This window comes from Hyella patelloides LEGE 07179, from assembly GCF_900659865.1.
GTDB classification, from domain to species: Bacteria; Cyanobacteriota; Cyanobacteriia; order Cyanobacteriales; family Xenococcaceae; genus Hyella; species Hyella patelloides.
Genome location: NZ_LR213888.1, coordinates 1 through 19,792 on the forward strand (window position 1 = coordinate 1; position 19,792 = coordinate 19,792).

Annotated in this window: 19 protein-coding genes, 1 tRNA gene and 1 pseudogene; 13 read left to right on the forward strand and 8 right to left on the reverse strand. The window is 39.0% G+C overall.

Annotated elements, in window-relative coordinates:
- The 3 genes and pseudogenes from H1P_RS18340 to H1P_RS18350 all read right to left on the reverse strand — a co-directional run.
- Positions 1-889: pseudogene (locus H1P_RS18340) on the reverse strand (cytoplasmic protein); the annotation flags it as partial.
- Between the two features lie 475 nt (positions 890-1,364).
- Positions 1,365-1,838 carry a YbjN domain-containing protein gene (locus H1P_RS18345; protein ID WP_144870018.1) on the reverse strand — a complete coding sequence of 158 codons (474 nt, stop codon included), beginning with the start codon at positions 1,836-1,838 and terminating at the stop codon, positions 1,365-1,367.
- A gap of 413 nt (positions 1,839-2,251) precedes the next feature.
- On the reverse strand, positions 2,252-2,788 hold the full coding sequence (locus tag H1P_RS18350; protein WP_144870020.1) for a DUF937 domain-containing protein: 537 nt from the start codon (positions 2,786-2,788) through the stop codon (positions 2,252-2,254).
- Between the two features lie 734 nt (positions 2,789-3,522).
- On the opposite strand from H1P_RS18350, the gene H1P_RS18355 reads away from it, so the two are divergent.
- The 10 genes from H1P_RS18355 to H1P_RS18400 all read left to right on the forward strand — a co-directional run bounded on the left by H1P_RS18355 (position 3,523) and on the right by H1P_RS18400 (position 12,408).
- A complete protein-coding gene (locus H1P_RS18355) occupies positions 3,523-4,041 on the forward strand; it encodes a C-phycocyanin subunit beta (protein ID WP_144870022.1) in 519 nt (172 codons plus the stop codon).
- A 70-nt stretch (positions 4,042-4,111) separates the two neighbouring features.
- Positions 4,112-4,600: a C-phycocyanin subunit alpha gene (cpcA, locus tag H1P_RS18360; RefSeq protein WP_144870024.1), complete on the forward strand. Its 489-nt coding sequence runs from the start codon at positions 4,112-4,114 to the stop codon at positions 4,598-4,600.
- 120 nt (positions 4,601-4,720) lie between these two features.
- Entirely contained in the window at positions 4,721-5,536 is an 816-nt protein-coding gene (locus H1P_RS18365; protein WP_144870026.1) for a phycobilisome linker polypeptide, read from the forward strand.
- Positions 5,537-5,576: 40 nt separating this feature from the next.
- Positions 5,577-6,437: a phycobilisome linker polypeptide gene (locus tag H1P_RS18370; RefSeq protein WP_144870028.1), complete on the forward strand. Its 861-nt coding sequence runs from the start codon at positions 5,577-5,579 to the stop codon at positions 6,435-6,437.
- A gap of 80 nt (positions 6,438-6,517) precedes the next feature.
- Positions 6,518-6,802, forward strand: coding sequence for a rod-capping linker protein CpcD (locus H1P_RS18375; protein WP_144870030.1), 285 nt, complete (start codon positions 6,518-6,520; stop codon positions 6,800-6,802).
- 34 nt (positions 6,803-6,836) lie between these two features.
- A complete protein-coding gene (locus H1P_RS18380; protein ID WP_144870032.1) occupies positions 6,837-7,070 on the forward strand; it encodes a hypothetical protein in 234 nt (77 codons plus the stop codon).
- Positions 7,071-7,072: 2 nt separating this feature from the next.
- Positions 7,073-7,810, forward strand: a complete 738-nt coding sequence (locus H1P_RS18385; protein WP_144870034.1) for a phycocyanobilin:ferredoxin oxidoreductase — start codon at positions 7,073-7,075, stop codon at positions 7,808-7,810.
- A 99-nt stretch (positions 7,811-7,909) separates the two neighbouring features.
- Positions 7,910-9,967, forward strand: coding sequence for an ATP-binding protein (locus tag H1P_RS18390; RefSeq protein ID WP_144870036.1), 2,058 nt, complete (start codon positions 7,910-7,912; stop codon positions 9,965-9,967).
- A gap of 30 nt (positions 9,968-9,997) precedes the next feature.
- Positions 9,998-10,378, forward strand: a complete 381-nt coding sequence (locus H1P_RS18395) for a response regulator (RefSeq protein WP_144870038.1) — start codon at positions 9,998-10,000, stop codon at positions 10,376-10,378.
- 167 nt (positions 10,379-10,545) lie between these two features.
- A complete protein-coding gene (locus H1P_RS18400) occupies positions 10,546-12,408 on the forward strand; it encodes a response regulator (RefSeq protein WP_144870040.1) in 1,863 nt (620 codons plus the stop codon).
- A 284-nt stretch (positions 12,409-12,692) separates the two neighbouring features.
- Here H1P_RS18400 and H1P_RS18405 read toward each other — a convergent pair whose 3' ends face one another.
- From H1P_RS18405 to moaC, 3 genes are all read right to left on the reverse strand, one after another.
- Positions 12,693-12,992, reverse strand: coding sequence for a DUF3181 family protein (locus H1P_RS18405; RefSeq protein WP_144870042.1), 300 nt, complete (start codon positions 12,990-12,992; stop codon positions 12,693-12,695).
- Positions 12,985-13,239, reverse strand: a complete 255-nt coding sequence (locus tag H1P_RS18410; RefSeq protein WP_144870044.1) for a 2TM domain-containing protein — start codon at positions 13,237-13,239, stop codon at positions 12,985-12,987. The genes H1P_RS18405 and H1P_RS18410 overlap by 8 nt, the downstream gene beginning before the upstream one ends.
- 89 nt (positions 13,240-13,328) lie before the next feature.
- On the reverse strand, positions 13,329-13,865 hold the full coding sequence (gene moaC / locus H1P_RS18415; protein ID WP_144870046.1) for a cyclic pyranopterin monophosphate synthase MoaC: 537 nt from the start codon (positions 13,863-13,865) through the stop codon (positions 13,329-13,331).
- A gap of 67 nt (positions 13,866-13,932) precedes the next feature.
- On the opposite strand from moaC, the gene H1P_RS18420 reads away from it, so the two are divergent.
- Positions 13,933-14,006 (forward strand) — tRNA-Arg (locus tag H1P_RS18420).
- Between the two features lie 191 nt (positions 14,007-14,197).
- Here H1P_RS18420 and H1P_RS18425 read toward each other — a convergent pair.
- Positions 14,198-15,145, reverse strand: coding sequence for an RluA family pseudouridine synthase (locus H1P_RS18425; RefSeq protein WP_186376026.1), 948 nt, complete (start codon positions 15,143-15,145; stop codon positions 14,198-14,200).
- A 182-nt stretch (positions 15,146-15,327) separates the two neighbouring features.
- On the opposite strand from H1P_RS18425, the gene H1P_RS18430 reads away from it, so the two are divergent.
- Entirely contained in the window at positions 15,328-16,953 is a 1,626-nt protein-coding gene (locus H1P_RS18430; RefSeq protein ID WP_144870050.1) for an IS66 family transposase, read from the forward strand.
- Positions 16,954-16,986: 33 nt separating this feature from the next.
- Here H1P_RS18430 and H1P_RS18435 read toward each other — a convergent pair whose 3' ends face one another.
- A complete protein-coding gene (locus tag H1P_RS18435; protein WP_144870052.1) occupies positions 16,987-17,532 on the reverse strand; it encodes a hypothetical protein in 546 nt (181 codons plus the stop codon).
- A 51-nt stretch (positions 17,533-17,583) separates the two neighbouring features.
- Here H1P_RS18435 and recJ point away from each other — a divergent pair, with 51 nt between their 5' ends.
- A complete protein-coding gene (gene recJ, locus H1P_RS18440) occupies positions 17,584-19,629 on the forward strand; it encodes a single-stranded-DNA-specific exonuclease RecJ (protein WP_186376027.1) in 2,046 nt (681 codons plus the stop codon).
- The last annotated feature ends 163 nt before the right edge of the window (positions 19,630-19,792 follow it).

Here is a 19,792-nt window from a genome sequence, read left to right on the forward strand (position 1 = left end):
TATCGAAAGCTTGATAACATTTGGGATAACGTTTCTTATATTCAAAAGGATGTATTCTTTCACCCAAACGAAGCCATCTTTTTTGATAACGCAGCATATCCTCCACTAATGAGTCACACTGCTCTAATAATCCCAGTAATAATCTTCTTTCAGGGCGACTAAAGTTACGAAACATAGTATTAGCTGACAAACTCACATCCCCATCAGACAATGCTGTTGCCAAACGCAAAACATCAGTAGCAGTTTTAAAATAGGGAAATAATAATCTTTTAGCCTCTTGATGATGGCGTAATAATAACCCTGCCACAAATGCCAAATTCTCTTTATAGCCAAACTTTTCAGGTAGCATTTCTGCTGCCAAATCGGGAAAGCTAGAAACAAACTTAGTCAAATCATCTTTATCTGAATCAGCAAGAGAAGTATTTGCCGTTAATAAGTTACGGAAGATTTCTAGTAATTCTGCTTCTGTACCTAAATCGATTATTTTGAGCTTAAAGGAATCTGCAAGTACAGGACGATTTTGCTTTGTATACTGCGGTAAAATTCTGACACCCAATACAGTACCCACATAATGTACTATGGCGTTCAAATACAACTCGGCATCTGCCATTTCCATAACTTGGGTGGGGAAATTGGGGTACATGGGGGAGTATTCAACATTTGCGCCAATTGCTTGTTTTAAATTCGTTACTAGCTGAGAATAAAATAAGCTTGCTTCTGGCAGGGAAAAAGTAGCCAGACACTCAATCAACTTTGGAGAAAAGGTGTAGCCGAGTGATTCTATATTTTTGAGAATAGTAGCTAGTTCAACAGCTTTTAAATCACTGTTGCTGCTATTTAAAACGATCTTGTTTTTTCTTCTGAGATAAATCGAATTTAAAATGCTCATAATTGTAGCGGTGGAGGAAATTGGCTACTCTAGTGAGATCGTTATAGTTACGAAGAAGGAAGAATTGCCATAGCCTCCATAACTAATATAGTTGCTTGGCTCAATAATTGCCTGTTATCGGCTGAAGCGATCGAAAAACTAAGTAAATAGAGGAAAAAGACAACTCTAGTTAACCAATTAAGAAGGAAGAACTGTCATAGCCTCTACAAATGTAATACTAGCATAAACACTCTGTACGACTTTGGTTTAATTAGAAACAAGTTGCTGAAAACGAAGTGAATAAGAAGAATTGCGATTAAGCCTCAAAGCAACGGTATGAGCTAAAAATTGGCAATTAAATCGATAATTGTGATGCAAAGCAGATTTTATTTTACCCTATAAATTCTATTGATGTGTCGCCAAAAATTAAGAGCTTGGTATGACAGCAGCAGCTTCAAGGGCGCAAGCCTTACGCCCTCACTAAAAATCCACAAGTTTAACAAAACTCTTCTTGTAAAATTTCGTCGTTATCATCGGCTATATTAGCCACAAGGGTAATAATACGAGAAACTTCACCAGGATACATATCAGCAACAGAACGTTGTGCAGATACAACCACAATATTATCTTGAATGCTAAAGCAGGTTTCAAATGTAGCAGACCAATTCATTTCTAATAATTTTCGCATTAAACCTGGTTCGTCTTTTGCGGGTAATTTTAAGACTGTTGCCCAAACTGTAAGCAAATCATCATCAGTTTCCCCTGTTAGTTGCACAAATACCTCAACACTACCGTATTGAAACTTCCAGAGGCTACCTTCTTCTCCATGATTGACCATAGCGGTTTTATCAAGGTCTAAACTAGAGATTACGGTTTCAATAACTTCTTGATGACTGGAATACTCTTCTACAAATAATTCTTCATTGGATAGGTTTTCTTCGATACTCATAGGAGAAATTTGGCTACTCATAATAATTTATTGAAATATTTATTGACTGTATAAATAAAGAGACTTTGTTGTTTCATAAATCAGCTTTGTTCAACTTCCTTCGTGAATTTAGCATCTAATAGGATATGTAGCCACTATATTGTTTTATATTGTTTTAAGGTATTGATGATTTGAAATCTAAACTACCTGAGTAACTGGTTGGAACATTCTCCCAGTCACAGATTATCTCGATCCCGCTTGCTATTATCCCATTTATACCCCGAAGGAAAACATAGACACTCACTCTCTCAGACTTCCATAGTGTAAGGGTTGTGAGCCGATAGTTTTTTACCAATGTTACCAAAATTCCCCCTTAACAAGTACTTTAATACTGTTTTTTAGCGACAAAATAGGGGGATTTTGTACAGCATTTGGGGGCTTCAACAAAAATTAATTCACCAACGCCTTTTGTTTCTACCAAGATATTGAGAAGCCATTCTCATCGCATCAGCCACATCTACATCACCATCACCATCGGTATCGAGAAAGCTATTTAGCACGGGATTTCCAGTTTGAGCAGTTCTGGTATTTTTACCAGTTTTGAGCATATTTAAGACTAAAGGCACTAAAACAGGTAACATTCTTTGTATTGATTCAGCATTTAGACCTGTTCTACTGCTAATTTGCTGAATCATTGCTTGAAGCTGAGAATTTTTAAACAAGGTGTTTATGGCTTGAGAACTGGCTTGATTTCCTGCAAAACTGTTAACAAGTTGCTGCACTTGGGCTTCTCCTCCTTGACTTCTTTGTTCTTTAAGTGCTGAACGAGTGAAGTTACCTACAATAGACATGGCGGACTCTATAGAAGAAGGTTGAGTTTGATAGTTTCCGCTTAATTGTTGTACTGTATCGAGAATATTGTTGAGTTGATTGGTGCTAGCTTCTTGTTCGGGGTTATCCAGAGCGTTTAATATTTGATTGAATAAACTCATGATTTCACCTAGTTGATTATAATGACTGACAATCCAGCATCTATTTAGACTGCTGGTTTCTAACCAATACTAATACTTTGGACTGAAATTAAACGATTTTTTTCCCATTAGAGGTGCTTAAGGTATTAGCGAGTGCTGGACTACCTCTCTTTGCCCATTGATAAAGTTAATTTCCCTACTCGATATCATCAGCATCACAATCTGCGCTGAAAGGAAGTGGAGCAGCCATAAAGGATTAGCTTCGCGTCAAAGCTGGGTTGAGATTGAACAATACAAGCTTGGTTTTCTCTCCATCATCCAGGGAATGTCCAGACACTCCTGGTTTCTAAGGGTTTCTAACATTAACGAATCGCATCTACTCAAACCTCGAATACCGTGGCTTATTCGGTTTATGGGTGCAGTATGTCTAAAATTGAACCTTTAAAGATTGGCTGTGCTTATTTGTCTTTTTTTGAAACTCCTTATTAAGTCATCGTTACAAAAACAAACAAAATTTCATGTTTTCAGGAGATGATTGCACAAAAATTGCACAAAGACTTTGATTGAATAAACTTAGTCCAAAAGCCACTGAATATCCTAACCTACTAATTTTTGTGCTGATTATTGAGATTAATCAAGAAAACAAAGCATTGGGCTTTCTGGGTAACTTTATATTCAGCCAAGACAGAAAGTTAGGATTCAGTTTTCTCGACAGTTGATATTTGTGCCATTTAATATTCAGGAGAAACATTATTATGTTTGATGCCTTTACAAGAGTGATTTCCCAGGCTGATACGAGAGGAGTCTACCTCAATAATAGTCAGTTTGATGCTCTCAAAAGCATGGTAGCAGAAAGCAATAAACGGATGGATGTTGTAAATCGCATTACTGGTAATTCATCAGCTATTGTTGCTAATGCTGCTCGTGTGTTGTTTGCCGAACAACCCCAGTTAATTGCACCAGGGGGTAATGCTTACACTAATCGTCGTATGGCTGCTTGTTTGCGCGATATGGAAATCATTTTACGCTACGTTACTTACGCTATATTTGCTGGCGACGGTAGTGTTCTCGAAGATCGTTGCTTAAATGGTTTACGGGAAACTTATGTTGCTTTAGGCGTTCCTGGTGGCTCTGTTTCTGAATCTGTCAGCAAAATGAAAGAAGCTGCTATTGCTATTGCTAATGACAGAACTAGTGTCACTCAAGGAGATTGCAGTTCTTTAATGTCAGAATTATCTAGCTATTTTGACCGTGCTGCTAGTGCTGTTGGTTAGTTTTTTCTAGCAGATGACTCCTTTTCTCACTAAAACATCGTAAAAATTTATTGCAAGAGGTACTTTACCCATGAAAACTCCCATTACTGAGGCTATATCTGCTGCTGACTCCCAAGGTCGCTTTCTTAGCAGTAGCGAGATTCAAACTGCATTCGGTCGTTTTCGTCAAGCAACGGCCAGTTTAGAAGCTGCTCAAGCCTTAACTGGTAAAGCAGATAGTTTGGTTAATGGTGCTGCTCAAGCTGTTTACACCAAGTTTCCCTACACTACTCAAATGCAGGGACCTAACTACGCTTCTACTCCTGAAGGTAAAGCGAAATGCGCTCGCGACATCGGCTACTATCTACGAATGGTCACCTACTGTTTAGTAGCTGGTGGCACTGGTCCTATGGATGACTATTTAATTGCTGGTGTGGCGGAAATCAACGCTACTTTTGAATTGTCTCCTAGCTGGTATGTTGAAGCCCTTAAATATATCAAAGCCAATCACGGTTTAAGTGGCGATCCTGCTGTGGAAGCTAATTCTTATATTGAGTACGCAATTAACGCTCTCAGCTAGATTTCTTCTAGTAGCTCGGAATTACAGATGACTATTGAGCTTTGTTTTTTGTTTAATGGTTGGCTGCAATTCCGAGCAGTTTTTTTAGCCAAACAATCAGCAAATTTAGGAGTATAACCAGTGGCAATTACAGCAGCATCTCGCTTGGGAATCTCTGCTTTTGACGAGACAAATATGGTGGAGTTACGTCCTAACTGGAGTAAAGAAGATGCCCAAATTGCGATCGCATCTGTGTATCGTCAAGTTTTAGGCAACGATCACCTAATGAACGCAGAACGTCTCACCAGTGCAGAATCTTTGTTGGGAGATGGTTTGATTTCCGTTCGTGAATTTGTCCGAGCAGTAGCCAAGTCGGAACTTTATAAAACAAAATTCTTTTATAACAACTACCATCCTCGCACCATTGAGTTAAATTTTAAGCATTTATTGGGTCGCGCTCCTTATGACGAAGCGGAAATTGTGGAGCATCTCGATCTCTATCAAAATATAGGCTTTGAGACGGATATTGATTCTTATATTGATTCTGAAGAATACAGCCAAAACTTTGGCGAAAATATCGTTCCTTACTATCGCGGTTTTTCTACTCAAAAGGGACAGAAAACCGTCGGTTTTACGCGAATGTTCCAACTTTATCAGGGCTATGCTAATAGCGATCGCGCTCAAGGAAATACGGGAAGCCCTCGTCTGACCTACGATTTGGCTCGTAACATTGCAACTCCCGTTCGTAGTCCAGGGGCTAAAGGTTCTTTATCTGGTACGACTACTAGCGAAAGGGGTAATTTATATAGACTACGAGTCACTTCTCGCGCAGTGAGTCGCACTCCTCAAATACGTCGTAGTCTTAAAGAATATGTGGTTCCCTACGAAAGACTATCCGCTACCCTACAAAAAATCAATAAGCAAGGTGGTCGAGTTCTCAGTATGACTGAGGCTTAGAAAAATAACTATCCGTAATAGATACTAAGGAGAATAGTAAGTGGCAATTACAACAGCAGCATCTCGTTTGGGGGTTTCTGCTTTTAGCGATTTTAAACCTGTAGAATTGCGTCCTAACTGGACTCAAGATGATGCCAAGACGGTAATTAATGCTGTTTATCGGCAAGTTTTAGGCAACGATTACATTATGCAGTCTGAGCGTTTAACAGCGACAGAATCTTTATTGTGTAATGGTTCGATTACAGTGCGAGATTTTGTGCGGGCTGTGGCTAAATCAGAACTGTATAAAACAAAATTCTTATATGATAATTTCCAAACCAGAGTTATTGAATTAAATTTCAAGCATTTATTGGGGCGTGCTCCCTATGATGAATCTGAAGTGATTTATCATCTAGATCTCTACCAAAACAAAGGATTTGAAGCTGATATCGATGATTATATCGACTCGGCGGAATACGAAGCCAACTTTAGCGAGAATATCGTTCCTTACTACAGAGGTTTTGCCACTCAAAATCAGCAAAAAACTGTGGGCTTTCCCCGTATGTTCCAATTATATCGGGGTTATGCTAACAGCGATCGCGCTCAAATAGCTGGTAAACCCTCTCGTCTGGCACAAGAATTGGCAGCTAATAATGCTTCGGCAGTAGTTGCACCTTCTGGTGGTACTGCGGGTTGGGCTTATCGAGATTCTAGCCGAGGTGTTACACCCGAACGCGCCTTTAGAAATTCTAATAAAGAAGGTCGCATCTATCGCGTGGAAATAGCAGGGATGAGTTTGGCTCGCTATCCCAGGGTACGTCGTGCGAGTCGAGCGTTATTAGTTCCCTACGAACAGCTAACACCAACGCTACAAAGAATCAACAAAATGGGCGGTAAGGTTGCTAGTGTGACTTTGGCATAAAGAGAAAGGATGAGGAATAAAGTTGCTATTCCCTAATCTCAAGTCCTTAATCCCTAATAATTTAAGAGGTAATAAACATCATGTTAGGTAGTTCTTTGGTTGGAGGTAGTTCCAGTTCGCCTTCTAAAAATCGAGTTTTTGTTTACGAAGTAGCAGGATTGAAACAAAACGAAGCCAACGATGGCAACAGTTATCCTTTCCGCAGTAGTAGCAATGTTTTCGTGCGAGTTCCTTATAACCGTATGAATGAGGAAATGCAGCGTATTGGCAAAATGGGCGGAACAATCGTTAATATTCAATCTCTGGATAATTTTCAAAAGCCCAGCGATGTCTCCAATGAAAATGCTGATAATTCTGAAGATTGATTAATAATCTTCTGAGTCTTGATTCAATTAAAGGATGAGGGATAAGGACAAAGGGCGAAGTACTGGTTTGGACTCCGCTTGTATCCTCTCTCTTGGTATGCGAAGCGCGAGTCCTTTAGGGCATTCCTTGGATGAGAAACTTCATCAGTCTCCCATCGCTAACAAACCTTTTCCGTCCCTTGAGGACTCCACTTATATTCCTACCACAGAAGTACAAGGAGGTTTTTCATCATTCCTCATCCTTCATCCTTCATCCTTCATCCTGTAAAAATGCTTGTAACTATTCCATCTTCCTTAAGAAACAATCAACATCCATTAATTTGTCAGTTAGCAAATTGCCTCGAACAACATTGGGAACAATATCTGACTTTATCTCCCTATCAAATACCTGAAGATTTGGGTTATGTAGAGGGGAGTTTAGAAGGAGAAAAATTAATTATCGAAAATCGCTGCTATCAAACCCCTCAATTTCGCAAAATACATCTGGAGTTAGCCAAAATTGGCGATCGCCTAGATATTCTTCACTGTGTAATGTTTCCCCGCCCTAATTACGATTTACCGATCTTTGGTGTAGATTTGGTGGGTAGTGCTGGGGGAATTGGTGCAGCAATTGTCGATTTGTCTCCTGTAAATCGCACTCGTTCACTTCCGAATGTTTACCGTCGAGTTTTGGCTAATTTACCTCAGATCGATTTTACACAACCCCGTAATTTGCCTGAATGGGGCCATATTTTCTCGGAGTTTTGTTTGTTTGTACGTCCGAGCGATCGCGCTGAAGAAATCTTATTTTTAAATCGTGTTCGAGAATTTTTAACTTTACATTGTCAAACTGCTATTACTGTATCTGCTGTAGGTTCTCCAGGAAAACAAGCGGAAATCTTGGCAGGACATCGTTATTATTGTTCTCAGCAACAACAAAATGACAAGACACGACGAGTTTTAGAAAAGTCTCTGGGTCAAGTTTGGACCGAACGCTATATGACCCAAATGTTGTTTGATTGTCCCTAAATCAGATCGCCTTGAATTAATTTTAGTAACACCTTAAATTAACAAACTTTAATTTGAGTTAAGCTTAGTTAATAAAAATAGTTATAAATTAAATTAATTATGGAGGGAGTACACAAATTCCCCAACCAACAATTATTTTTCCAAGCTGTATTTGAACGTTCAAATGAAGCGATTATTGTTATTGATAAAGATAGTCATATCGTTGAAATCAATCCTGCTGCTTGTGCCTTATTTGGTGAGACGAGAAATCAACTGATCGGTAATTTAATTTCAGACTGGTTTGACTTTCCCTTAGATGAAAAAATAGCAGAAGTTCAATGGCAACAAACTGACGGTAGCAGCAAGACTATCGAATATAACCGAGTTCGCGATTTATTACCCAATTATCATTTATTAGTTTTAAGAGACATTAGTAATTTAGAACGGGCAACAGCCGAAAAATTAGAAAGAGAACACCAACGGGTCAAATTGTTCGCTGAAGTTACCCTGAAAATCAGACAATCATTACAGTTAGAAGAAATTCTGCGGACGGCGGTTACTGAAGTTCAAAGCATTTTACAAGCAGATCGCGTATTAATTTATCAAGTGTTTGCCGACGGTACTGGGATGCCGATTAAAGAAGCTGTACTACCAGACTACGATCCAATTCTCGGTGTGGAATTTCCCGAAGAAGTTTTTCCCGAAGATTATCGCGAGTTATATACCAAGGGTCGAGTAATAGCGATCGCTAATGTTCGCGATCCCCATGCAGGGTTAGCAGAATGCTTGATTGAATTTATGGATGAATGGAGGGTTAAAGCCAAGCTGGTAGTCCCAATCCTGCAAAATTTGAAATCCACCACTGAAATCGATGGCGATCGCCTGTGGGGTTTGCTGATTGCCCATCAATGTCAAGCACCCCGACAGTGGACGGAATTTGAATTGGAATTAATGCAGCAATTAGCCGATCAAATTGGTATTGCCTTATCCCAAGCAGAATTACTAGAAAATTTAGAAGGCTTAGTTACCGAACGCACTGCCAAATTAAGACAAGAGATTAGCGATCGCACTAAAGCAGAATTTGCATTGCGTCGTAGTGAAGAACAAATGCGTCTGATTGCCAATGGACTACCAGTTCTCATTGCCTATGTAGATAAGCAGCAACATTATCGCTTTAACAACGAAGCTTACCAAACTTGGTTAGGACTACCTCCTTCCGAGATTTATGACTGTCATCTTCTAGAGGTTCATGGAGAAGAAGAATATCAACAGATTCGGCAATATATCGAAATAGCACTATCAGGAAAAACAATTAGTTATGAACGAGATTTGATTCTCCTCGATGGGTGCATTCATTCTCTGAGTATTACTTATATTCCCCACCTAGATGATACAGATTCCCAGATAGTTTTAGGGTTTTTTGCTTTGACCAGCGATATCAGCGATCGCAAAGCCATTGAAAGGATGAAAGACGAGTTTATTTCCGTAGTTAGTCACGAATTACGCACTCCTCTAACTTCTATTCATAGCTCCCTCAAAATCTTAGCCACTCGTAAGCTAGGCAGTCTTTCTTCAAAAGGACAAAGGATGTTGCAAATTGCCGATGAACAAACAGAACGGCTAGTTAGGTTAGTCAATAACGTTCTCGATCTACAGCGTATCCAGTCAGGCAAAGTCAAAATGAATAAAAAAGCCTGCAACGCCACAGATTTAATGATTGAAGCCGTTCAAACCATGCAAGCTATGGCACAAGAACAAAAAATTAAGCTCTTAGTTGAACCAGTTTCTTGGACTGTATGGGCTGACCATGATTATATTGTGCAAACTCTGACTAATCTGATCAGTAATGCGATTAAGTTTTCTCCCTGCAATACTACAGTGTGGTTATCAGCCACCAGAGAACAGCAAAACCCCCCTCAGCAGCCAACTATTACTCAAATCACTTTTGCTGTTAAAGATCGCGGACAGGGCATTCCTAGCGATCGCATAGAGACGATTTTTGAAAGGTTTCAACAAGTTGATTCTTCTGATTCTCGAAAAAAAGGAGGTACTGGCTTAGGATTAGCTATTTGTCGTCAAATTGTTGAAGGACATGGGGGACAAATTTGGGCAGAAAGTTGCTTCAAAGAAGGTAGTACATTTTATTTTACTCTCCCTGAACTCATAAATTCAGAATAGGGGAGTGGATTCTGTCGGAGAAAAATCGTGATGAATAACAAGCGAATTTTACTAATTGACGATGAAGAAACAATTCAAGAAGTAGTGCAATTGGGAATTGAGATCGAAGCAGGCTGGCAAGTAGCGATCGCTTCTTCGGGTTTAGAAGGGATTGACTTGGCACAAGCGCAACAACCCGATGCTATTCTTCTGGATGTAATGATGCCCGATATGGATGGTATTTCTACTTTATCTAACTTGAAAGCTAATGCCACAACCCGCTCGATTCCTGTGATTTTTCTCACGGCTAAAACCCAAGCTGCCGAAAAAGACCAGTTACAAAGTTTAGGAGTAGTTGATGTAATTACCAAACCTTTTAATTCTATGACCTTAGCCAGTCAAATAGCCAAAATACTACGATGGGAAATGTAATTTAGTTACTAGCGATTGGCAATCGGTTATTAACACTTATCTCTTTTTAACTCCTAACTCCTGTAAAGACCTCTTATTTGAGGGGCTGTGACTCTAAATAAATCGAGTCCGAGAATCGCCCCGTTGCGTCTTTACTACTCCTAACTCGGTGACTCGGTGAATTCATAATGAGAATCTTATTAGTTGATGATGACGAAACTTTAGTAGATATACTTACTAGAACTTTAGCAGAATGGAATTATGCGATCGATGTGGTGACAGATGGTGAACAGGGCTGGGTTTATGGTTCTACTTATACCTACGACTTAATAATTCTCGATTGGTCGTTACCCAAACTTGACGGTATTAGCCTTTGTCAGCGTTTTCGTACCAATGGTTATAGTATCCCAATTATCTTACTTACTTCCCGTCATGGCAGCCAAAACAAAATTAGGGGCTTAGATGCAGGGGCAGATGATTATATTTGTAAGCCTTTTGACATCGAAGAATTAGCTGCTCGCATACGGGCATTATTACGTCGTATAAACTTTGATTTTTTACCTATATTGGGTTGGGGAGATTTAAAACTAGATCCTTGTAGTTGTACTGTTACTTATCAAGAACAGCCTTTATCTCTCTCGACCAAAGAATACAGCTTATTAGAGCTATTTCTCCGTCATAGTCCAGTAGTTTTAAGTATTGAAGAAATTATTGAAAATTTATGGTCTTCAGCAGAATACCCTTCCGAAGCAACAGTTCGCTCCCATCTCCGAAACTTGCGTCAAAAATTAACACTAGCTGGCTTACCAGAAGATTTAATCTCCAACATTAGAGGACAAGGTTATTGTTTAAAATACCCAGAACCTGATTTGACAGAAACTCAGACCTCAGTTGCTCTGGAGCCACAAATAGATAAGCGATCTCAACATTTAGCAATGCTCACCTCCGCTTGGGAAAAATATCGTCAAAAAAGCGAGCAACAATTATTGACTCTAGAAAAAGCAGTACAGTCTTTGTTAGTAGGCAATCTCAGCGTTAGCGATCGCGTATCAGCTATTGTCTCTGCTCACAGTCTGGCAGGAAATTTAGGACTATTTGGGTTTGAGCGAGGCTCTCAATTAGCCAGAAAACTAGAACAACTTTTGCAAAGTAATACCCATCAAGAAACAGCGACATGGTTACAGCTTTCCCATAACTTACAATCCTTAAGCCAAGAAATAAAAAATAATCAGCATTTATATCGCCAAATATCGCAAAAAATCTCAGAAAATCAGCCTTTGTTACTAATAATTGACGATGACAGTGATTTTGTCGAAAATTTAACTAAAGAAGCTGTCGATCGGGGTATCAATACTAAAATTTTACCCAATCCACAATTAGTTAGAAGGTGGTTAGCAGAACAACAAGCCAGCAATCAGCAACTTCCAGATGCCGTTTTAATCAAAATATCTTTTACGGAGGATACATCCATACCATCCTCTCGACAAGAATATTTAGCTTTAGTTGCCGAATTTAACTTATTGGTCCCATCAATACCAGTTATAGTGATTGCCGATCTCGATCTCTTTAAAGCTCGTTTACAAGTAGCACGACATGGAGGTCGATTTTATCTCGCCCAACCAGTCAGTCCCAGTCAAACCATTACTGTTTGTCAAAAAGCTCTGCAACATTCTTCTCTTGGCAAAAAGGTGATGGTTGTTGATGATGACATAGAACTATTGCAAGCATTACCTGTTCTACTAGAACCTTGGGGATTTAAACTCACTACCCTGGATAATCCCCGACAATTCTGGGATGTGCTTCAAGCAGTAGCACCCGATTTGCTAGTGTTAGACATTGAGATGCCTTACCTAAGCGGTATCGAACTATGTAAAGTTTTGCGAACTCATAATTACTGGTGTAAAATTCCTATTTTGTTTCTGAGCGTACATTCCGATTCAACTATCTCTAATCAAGCATTTGCCAGTGGTGCTAATGATTTTGTTAATAAGCCAGTTGTCCCTAAACAACTAGCTCATCGGATTATCAATCATCTCAATTTAAGGAGATGAATTAGGCGAGCCGTTTTTTTGGGGAAGGCAATTATTTGATGATAAAGCAGGTAACAGTTTTAGAAGTGGTGCCATCGGTCGTAATTTGTGCTGTAGCAGAAACACCAACAAGACTCTCAATATAGTTAGCCAGATACCAGATAATACAATGAGTGAGGATTCCAGAAAATAAGATTCATGAGAAATTCTCATCACCTTGTTAGAAGAGAAAACCTCACAATAAAAAAAGCTTCAACCTCTGTTAATTAAAGAGAGCGATTATTTAACTTTTCTGGAAAATTTCGCTATTTATTCTTTTGAAATTCTTCAAGTAAATCTATCAAATTAACCTGACATTGCATTGGTAAAAAATCAGTCAAAGGAAGAGTTTTTTTACCTCCGCCAATTTGCACTGTAGTACTCTCTAAAATTTTATTAACAGCAGCTTCACTAATTTCATCATCTTCGATTAGAGGATAAAGTTTTTCTGCTAATGGGGTGTGTAAATGAGCATCAGAAAGATAGAGATGCCATTTTGCAATATCCAGATAAATATTTTCGCCTATTTCGGCTGCTAAAGCTTCAATTTCTGCGGTACTAGCCATTGGTTTCTGCTGATGAATAATCTGCGATCGCTTTTATATAAATAAAGTGTAAAATCAAAATACCAAACCATGCACCCGTAAACCACAAACGCCATGACCAATGAGCGTCCTTAATTATATCGACAAACCACAGCCCAGAGTTAATGGCTGCAAATAGGGCGACATGAAAAGCAAAGTTAATAATATCTTCCAAACGACGGTATTCTGGGTCTTTGCGGTCTGGTTCGCGAGGCCAACGTGGAGGCATAGAAATCTGATTATTACTGTTGTGATTGCTTTAATTATATAGTTTTACGAGGTAATGGGAAATAGGTGATTAGTTATTCTGACCAACGGTCACGTGCCGTCTCCGTCGTTAGAAGGCGGAGTAATCTGTGACTCAGTGACTTGGTTAAAATAAGTTCCTGATTTTCCTCCTGTTTTACTGAGCAAACAAATATCTGTAATTGACATTGATTTTTCCAAAGCTTTTGCCATGTCATAAAGAGTTAAAGCGGATACGGAAACGGCTGTTAAAGCTTCCATTTCAACACCTGTTTCTGCTTTAATCGTTACTGTCGCTTGTATGACGTATCCTGGTAAATTGCGATCGCTCTTGATATTGACTTCAACTTTTTTTAATGGCAAAGGATGACACAAGGGAATTAAGTTAGCAGTCTGTTTGGCTGCCATAATACCTGCTATTTTGGCTGTACCGATAACATCTCCTTTGGTTGCGTTACCTGCTTCAATGGCTTCTAAAGTTGCTAAGGACATCACAATTTTACCTTCTGCAATTGCTTGGCGACGGGTTACTGCTTTTTCGGAAACATCCACCATTTGCGCTTCTCCTTGAGCGTTGAGATGAGAAAGAGATTTTTTTTCTTGCGTCATTAAATTATTTTGTGCTAACATGATTTTCTATTGGGCAAGTTTAACAACCCACCAATAAAACAAGCAAGGGCGTGTAGCTCAGTGGACTAGAGCACGTGGCTACGGACTACGGTGTCAGGGGTTCGAATCCCTTCTCGCCCGTGAACTTATAGGCTAGATAGAGAGAGATTGTCACCTAACTCCTCTAGCCTGCACTCAGAATTTACAACCGAAATACACTCACGTTTCCATTATTTTCTTGTACTGACAGAAGAAGGAAACTGTAATTTGAGCAAAATCTTTAGCTAAAAGGTATCAACCTTAATTTTTAATAATACAACTAAAGTTTAATTTTACAGTGGTGAGGCACAAGTAAAGCTGACTTGCTTTTTACTAATAGGATGCTTGAAACCTAACTGGTAAGCATGGAGATAATAGCCACAATCTCCAGGAGTGACTATTTTATCTTTCTCTGCTTCCCCGCTTCCCCGTGTCTTTCCGTCAACCTTAAATATTTTATCGTGATATCTGGGTATCTTGGGTATTCCACCTATACCATAAAGAGGATCGTTCACCAAAGGATAACCCACAGCAGCTAAATGTATCCGAATTTGATGGGGACGACCAGTTAGAATAGTTACTTCGACTATGGTGCGATCCAGGTTGCGTTGGATTACTTTACAGTCGCTACGAGAATATTTCCCTGTAGGTGTTGCGCCATAGATATAGCCTAGAATGGGATGGGGTATTTTACCAATGCGATCGCGTATAATAAACTCATCCTTTACTATAATTCCCTGTACTGTAGCTATATAGACTTTTTTGATAGCATGATTTCTCATTTGTTCGCTAAGATTTGATTTTGCTATTTGGGAGCGAGCTAATAGCATTAAACCCGATGTTCCTCTACCTAAGCGATGAATGGGTATCGGAGTATTTTGAGGAGCTAGTTTTTGTAATTGGTATAAAAGGGTGTTTTGAAGAAAACCTCCTCCTGGTAATACGGGTAATCCTGAAGGTTTGTTAATAATTAGCAAGTCAGCATCTTCGTGAATAATCTTAAAACATAAGGGAACTTCTGGCTCTTTCCAAGGGGAACGATGGTAAGCTAATTTTTGTCCTAATTGTAATAAAGTATCTGCTGTGGTTGCTTTACCGTCAAGTAATATTTGATTAGATTCTATTCTCTCTCGCCATTGTGTTTCTGTAGAGTGGCGATATCTTTTTGTATAGTATTGCAAAACAGTTTGTCCTGCACCAGACTTATTTACCTTATCTCGATATACCCAACCATCATTCATTATTATAAATTGTCTCTAAAAATTAGCTTTTTGGGCTATAAATTTCTGAATTACCAAATTGTTCTATAAATCGTAACTGCTCAATAACCCCTGGAGGCGATCACGCAGTGCCAGGCTCCGCCTGATCGCAGAAGAAGGTCAATAGGGTTGCTCAAAAACTGTGTATCTGCTTTAATAGCAGAATGAAACTTTGCCACCTGCCGATAGAGATTCCAGAGGGAGAACGAACCCCCTTGGTGAATTGGTTAGTGAACCTAGTCGCCGAGCAGCAAGAGATCATCTCAAAGCAGCAGGAGAAAATTGCCAAGCTCGAAGAAAAAGTTAACAGCCTTGATGAAGAACTGAAAGTAGCCAAGAAACTAAAAGGGAAACCAAAAATCCGACCCAGCACCCTCAATCAAGGGGAAAAAAAACCCCAAAAGAGTGGAAAACGACCAGGGTCAGACAAGGGTAGTAAAAAGCTCAATTTTGTGGTGGATGAAGAACGAATAATTGAGCCGTCAGAGAAACTGCCGTCTGGAGCTATTTTTAACGGATATAGAGAATATGACGTACAAGATTTAGTTCTTCATAGGCACAACATCAGGTTTTTGCTAGCCGAGTACCGAACCCTGTCGGGAAAGACAATAGTCGGAAAGTTACCCAGAGAATACCTGGGACATTACGGACCCACTTTAAGGTCATTTACTCTCTATCAACATCATCAATGTCGAGTCCCTCAGAATTTAATTCTAGAAGAGCTTCGAGAGTTTGGGGTGGATATTTCGGCGGGTCAAATTAACCGCATTCTAATCGAGAAGAAAGAGTCTTTTCACGCCGAACAAAATCAAATCTTGCAGGTAGGTTTAGAAACAGCCACATACATACACACTGATGACACAGGAAGCCGACATCAGGGAAAGAATGGCTATTGCACAGTTATCGGCAATGACCTATTTACTCACTTCAGCAGCAGCAACAGCAAGAGTCGGTCAAACTACCTGCGGATTTTACGAGGAACAGCTCAAGATTTTGTGCTCAATGAATATTCCCGTAGCTATCTTGAAAAGCAGCAACTGCCAGTCTGCCATCTCTCGAAACTGAAGTTTGACTCTCAGGTTATTAGCAGATGCGATCGAGAGTGGAACGAATATTTGGAGGGGTTAGGCATCACTAGTAAACAAGCAATTAAATTAGTCACAGAGGCAGGACTGCTGGGAAGTGCTATCGAGCATGGGGTTTCACCAGAGCTGATTGTTCTCAGTGACGGAGCTAAACAGTTTGTGATTTTAATCCATGCTCTGTGTTGGGTTCACAGGTCACTCAGCATCCGTCGTCTCAATGGGGTAACGGCACAGCACCGACAAGAGATTGACCAAGTACAAGCTATTTTGTGGGCTTACTACCGTCAACTAAAAGCTTATCAAGAGCAGCCAACTCCCCAAGAAAGGAAACGATTAGAAGCACGCTTTGATGAGATTTTTGGGCAGTGCTACCCTCATCACTACGGCCTGAACCTCGCTATGGAACAGTTTTGTGCTCATAAGTCCGAATTACTAAGGGTTTTAGCTCTGCCTCAATTACCTCTGCATACTAATGCTGCTGAAAATGACCTTCGAGAATATGTCACCAGACGAAAGATTAGTGGTGGTACTCGTCATGATAATGGGCGAATGGCTCGCGATACGTTTACGGGTCTGAAAAAAACCTGTCGGAAATTAGGTGTATCCTTCTGGCAGTATTTACTTTCCCGCATTACTGGAGATGAAACGGTTCCATATCTCCCAGATGTGATTAGAGCCAGAGCTTCAGCCCCTGCCCCTACTTGATATCATCGCTCCCTTTTTATTGCCGATCGTCTTTCATCCCCGATCGTCTCCAGCGGTTATTGAGCAATTACGTCTTTGCAGCCAAGAGTTAGCAATTTCAATTACTTTGCGATCGCAATTAATAGTAATTTCTTTTTTATCCTCTAAAGTTAAAGAAAAATCTTGCTGAATATCATTATATGCCCAATAATAACCGACAAAATAATGAATATCGTGAGAATCTCCTGCGTAATATCTGCTTTTCTTGTGAAGATTGCAACCATTATAAACTTTCATTATATTTATTAGCCCTTTGTAGATAACAACTTTTTCATTTGCGATCTGATTTATATAATGTTTTAGTGATAACCAGCGACATTTATTAATAGATTGAGGGATAATAATATTTAATTCTGCTAAAGCTTTTTCAAAAGCCAAACCAATATCGTGAATGTTTTCATCTGCATCTAAAGCAGCATCGACGAGAGATAGAGAATAAATTTCTTTATTTAGTGCATTATTAGCTATGTTTCTTAATTCTTCCCAAGTAGCAAGATTCAGCTTATGCAATATTCCATAAATCTTTAGCTGATTTTCCATAATTGGTTACTCATCTGAATGCTTAAATAGGATAAACCCAGATACCAATCAATTATGGCTCGTATTCCCAATCAAAGATGGCGCATTGCATCCTCACAACCTGAAATTGTTGAACAGATAAGTTTAAGTACTGGTTTATTACCCTTAGTGAGTCAAGTAATTGTCAATCGGGGGATTGAGAATTCAGATTTAGCACATATTTATATCGATCCAGAAACGGAAGAATTACCCTCTCCCTTAGAGGAGTTTCCCGACTTAGCAGCTAGTATACAACTTTTAGAAGACGCGATCGCATTTAAGGAAAAAATTGCGATATGTGGTGATTATGATGCTGATGGGATGACCAGCACTGCTTTATTATTGCGTACGCTACGCCATTTGGGTGCAGATGTGGATTATGCAATCCCTAGCAGAATGAAGGATGGTTACGGAATTAATCAAAGAATCGTGGAAGAATTTGCCGAAAATGGAGTGGGGATAATTTTAACCGTTGATAATGGTATTTCTGCCTATGAACCTGTTTTATTAGCAGTGGAATTGGGCTTAATCGTTATTATTACAGACCATCATGATTTACCAGAAAAATTACCTCCAGCAGATGCAATTTTAAATCCGAAACTATTAAATATAACGTCTCCCTATAGAGGTTTAGCTGGTGTGGGAGTTGCTTATATTTTAGCAATCGCTTTAGCCAAAAAGCTCAATAAAGTAAAGGGTTTAACTAGTCAACTTTTAGAGTTATTTACTTTAGGAACAATTGCCGATCTTGCTCCCTTAGTAGGAGTAAATCGTCGTTGGTTAAAGAGAGGTTTAAGACAGTTACCCAATTCGGAATTACCAGGAATTCAAGCATTAATGACAGTAGCAGGAGTTAATGAAGAACAAAAACAATTACAACCAGATGATATTGGATTTCGATTAGGGCCGAGAATTAATGCTATTGGTAGAATTGGCGATCCTCAATTAGTAATTGAACTGCTGACTACAGACGAAACGGGAATCGCTTTGGAAAGAGCGATGCGATGCGAAGCTGTTAATAGTGAAAGACAACAACTTTGCGAAAAAATTCAAAAAGAAGCTATCGAATTAGTTGAAACCAAACCAATACCTTGGAAAGAGTTAAGAGTATTAGTTGTCGTCAAAGAAAATTGGCATCATGGAGTAATAGGGATTGTCGCTTCTAGGTTAGTAGAACGTTATGGTGTGCCTGTTTTTATTGGTACTTATGAGGAGGAAGAAGAGAAAGATAAGAATAAGAAAAACAAATCAAATCAAGAACTAAAAATTCGTGGTTCAGCTAGGGGAATTGAAGAATTTAACATTTTTGAAGCGTTAAATTATTGCCAAGATATCTTAGGAAAGTATGGCGGACACAAAGCAGCAGGTGGCTTTAGTTTTCCTGCTAAAAATTTAGAATCTTTAGAACAAAAATTAAGTGAGTTTGCCCATCAATGCTTAGAGCAACAGCACCTAAAACCATTAGTAAAAATAGATGCTCTAGCTCATTTAGAAGAAATTAATCATAATCTTTACGACCAGATAGATAGTTTACAACCTTGGGGTATTGGTAATAGTTTTCCTGTATTTTGGACACCTAATGTAACGGTAAAAGAACAAAAGAAAATCGGTAAAAATCAAGACCATTTAAAATTGGTTTTACAAGAAGATAATTCTCCTAAAGAAATGAAAGCGATCTCCTGGCGATGGGGTGAATATTGCCCTTTACCATCTAAAATAGATATTGCTTATAAGCTACAAGAAAATCATTGGCAAGGTGTTACAAACATTGAATTAGAGATTGTTGGGGTAAGACTTTCTCAGGAAAATAAAACAATTGCTATTAATCACCAAATCAAAACTAATAACAACATTAAAAAAGGTAGATTTAATTACAATGGTAGAACTTATGCTTGCAGTTTATGGCAACCTTTAAACGAATTACGTATCAAAAATGAACAAGGAAAAGTATTAGCAATCAAAAAAGGAAATCGCTTTGGTTTATTAGGTACAAGTCGTAACAATGCACGTAAAATTGATATCACTAAACCACCTTATTTTCATTTAATTAAAACTGCTATTTCTGTTTTACAAGATTAAGTGGTTAATTGTTAATTACTGATTGTTGATTCAGAATTACCACGCCCTTCGGGCTGAAGTCAGGAGGATAGAGTCAGGAGTCAGGAGTTAGATCAAGCCCGAAGTTGGAGTATGCGCCTCGCCATTTTTAGGCGAAGAGAAACAAAATATATTCAAGTATTGA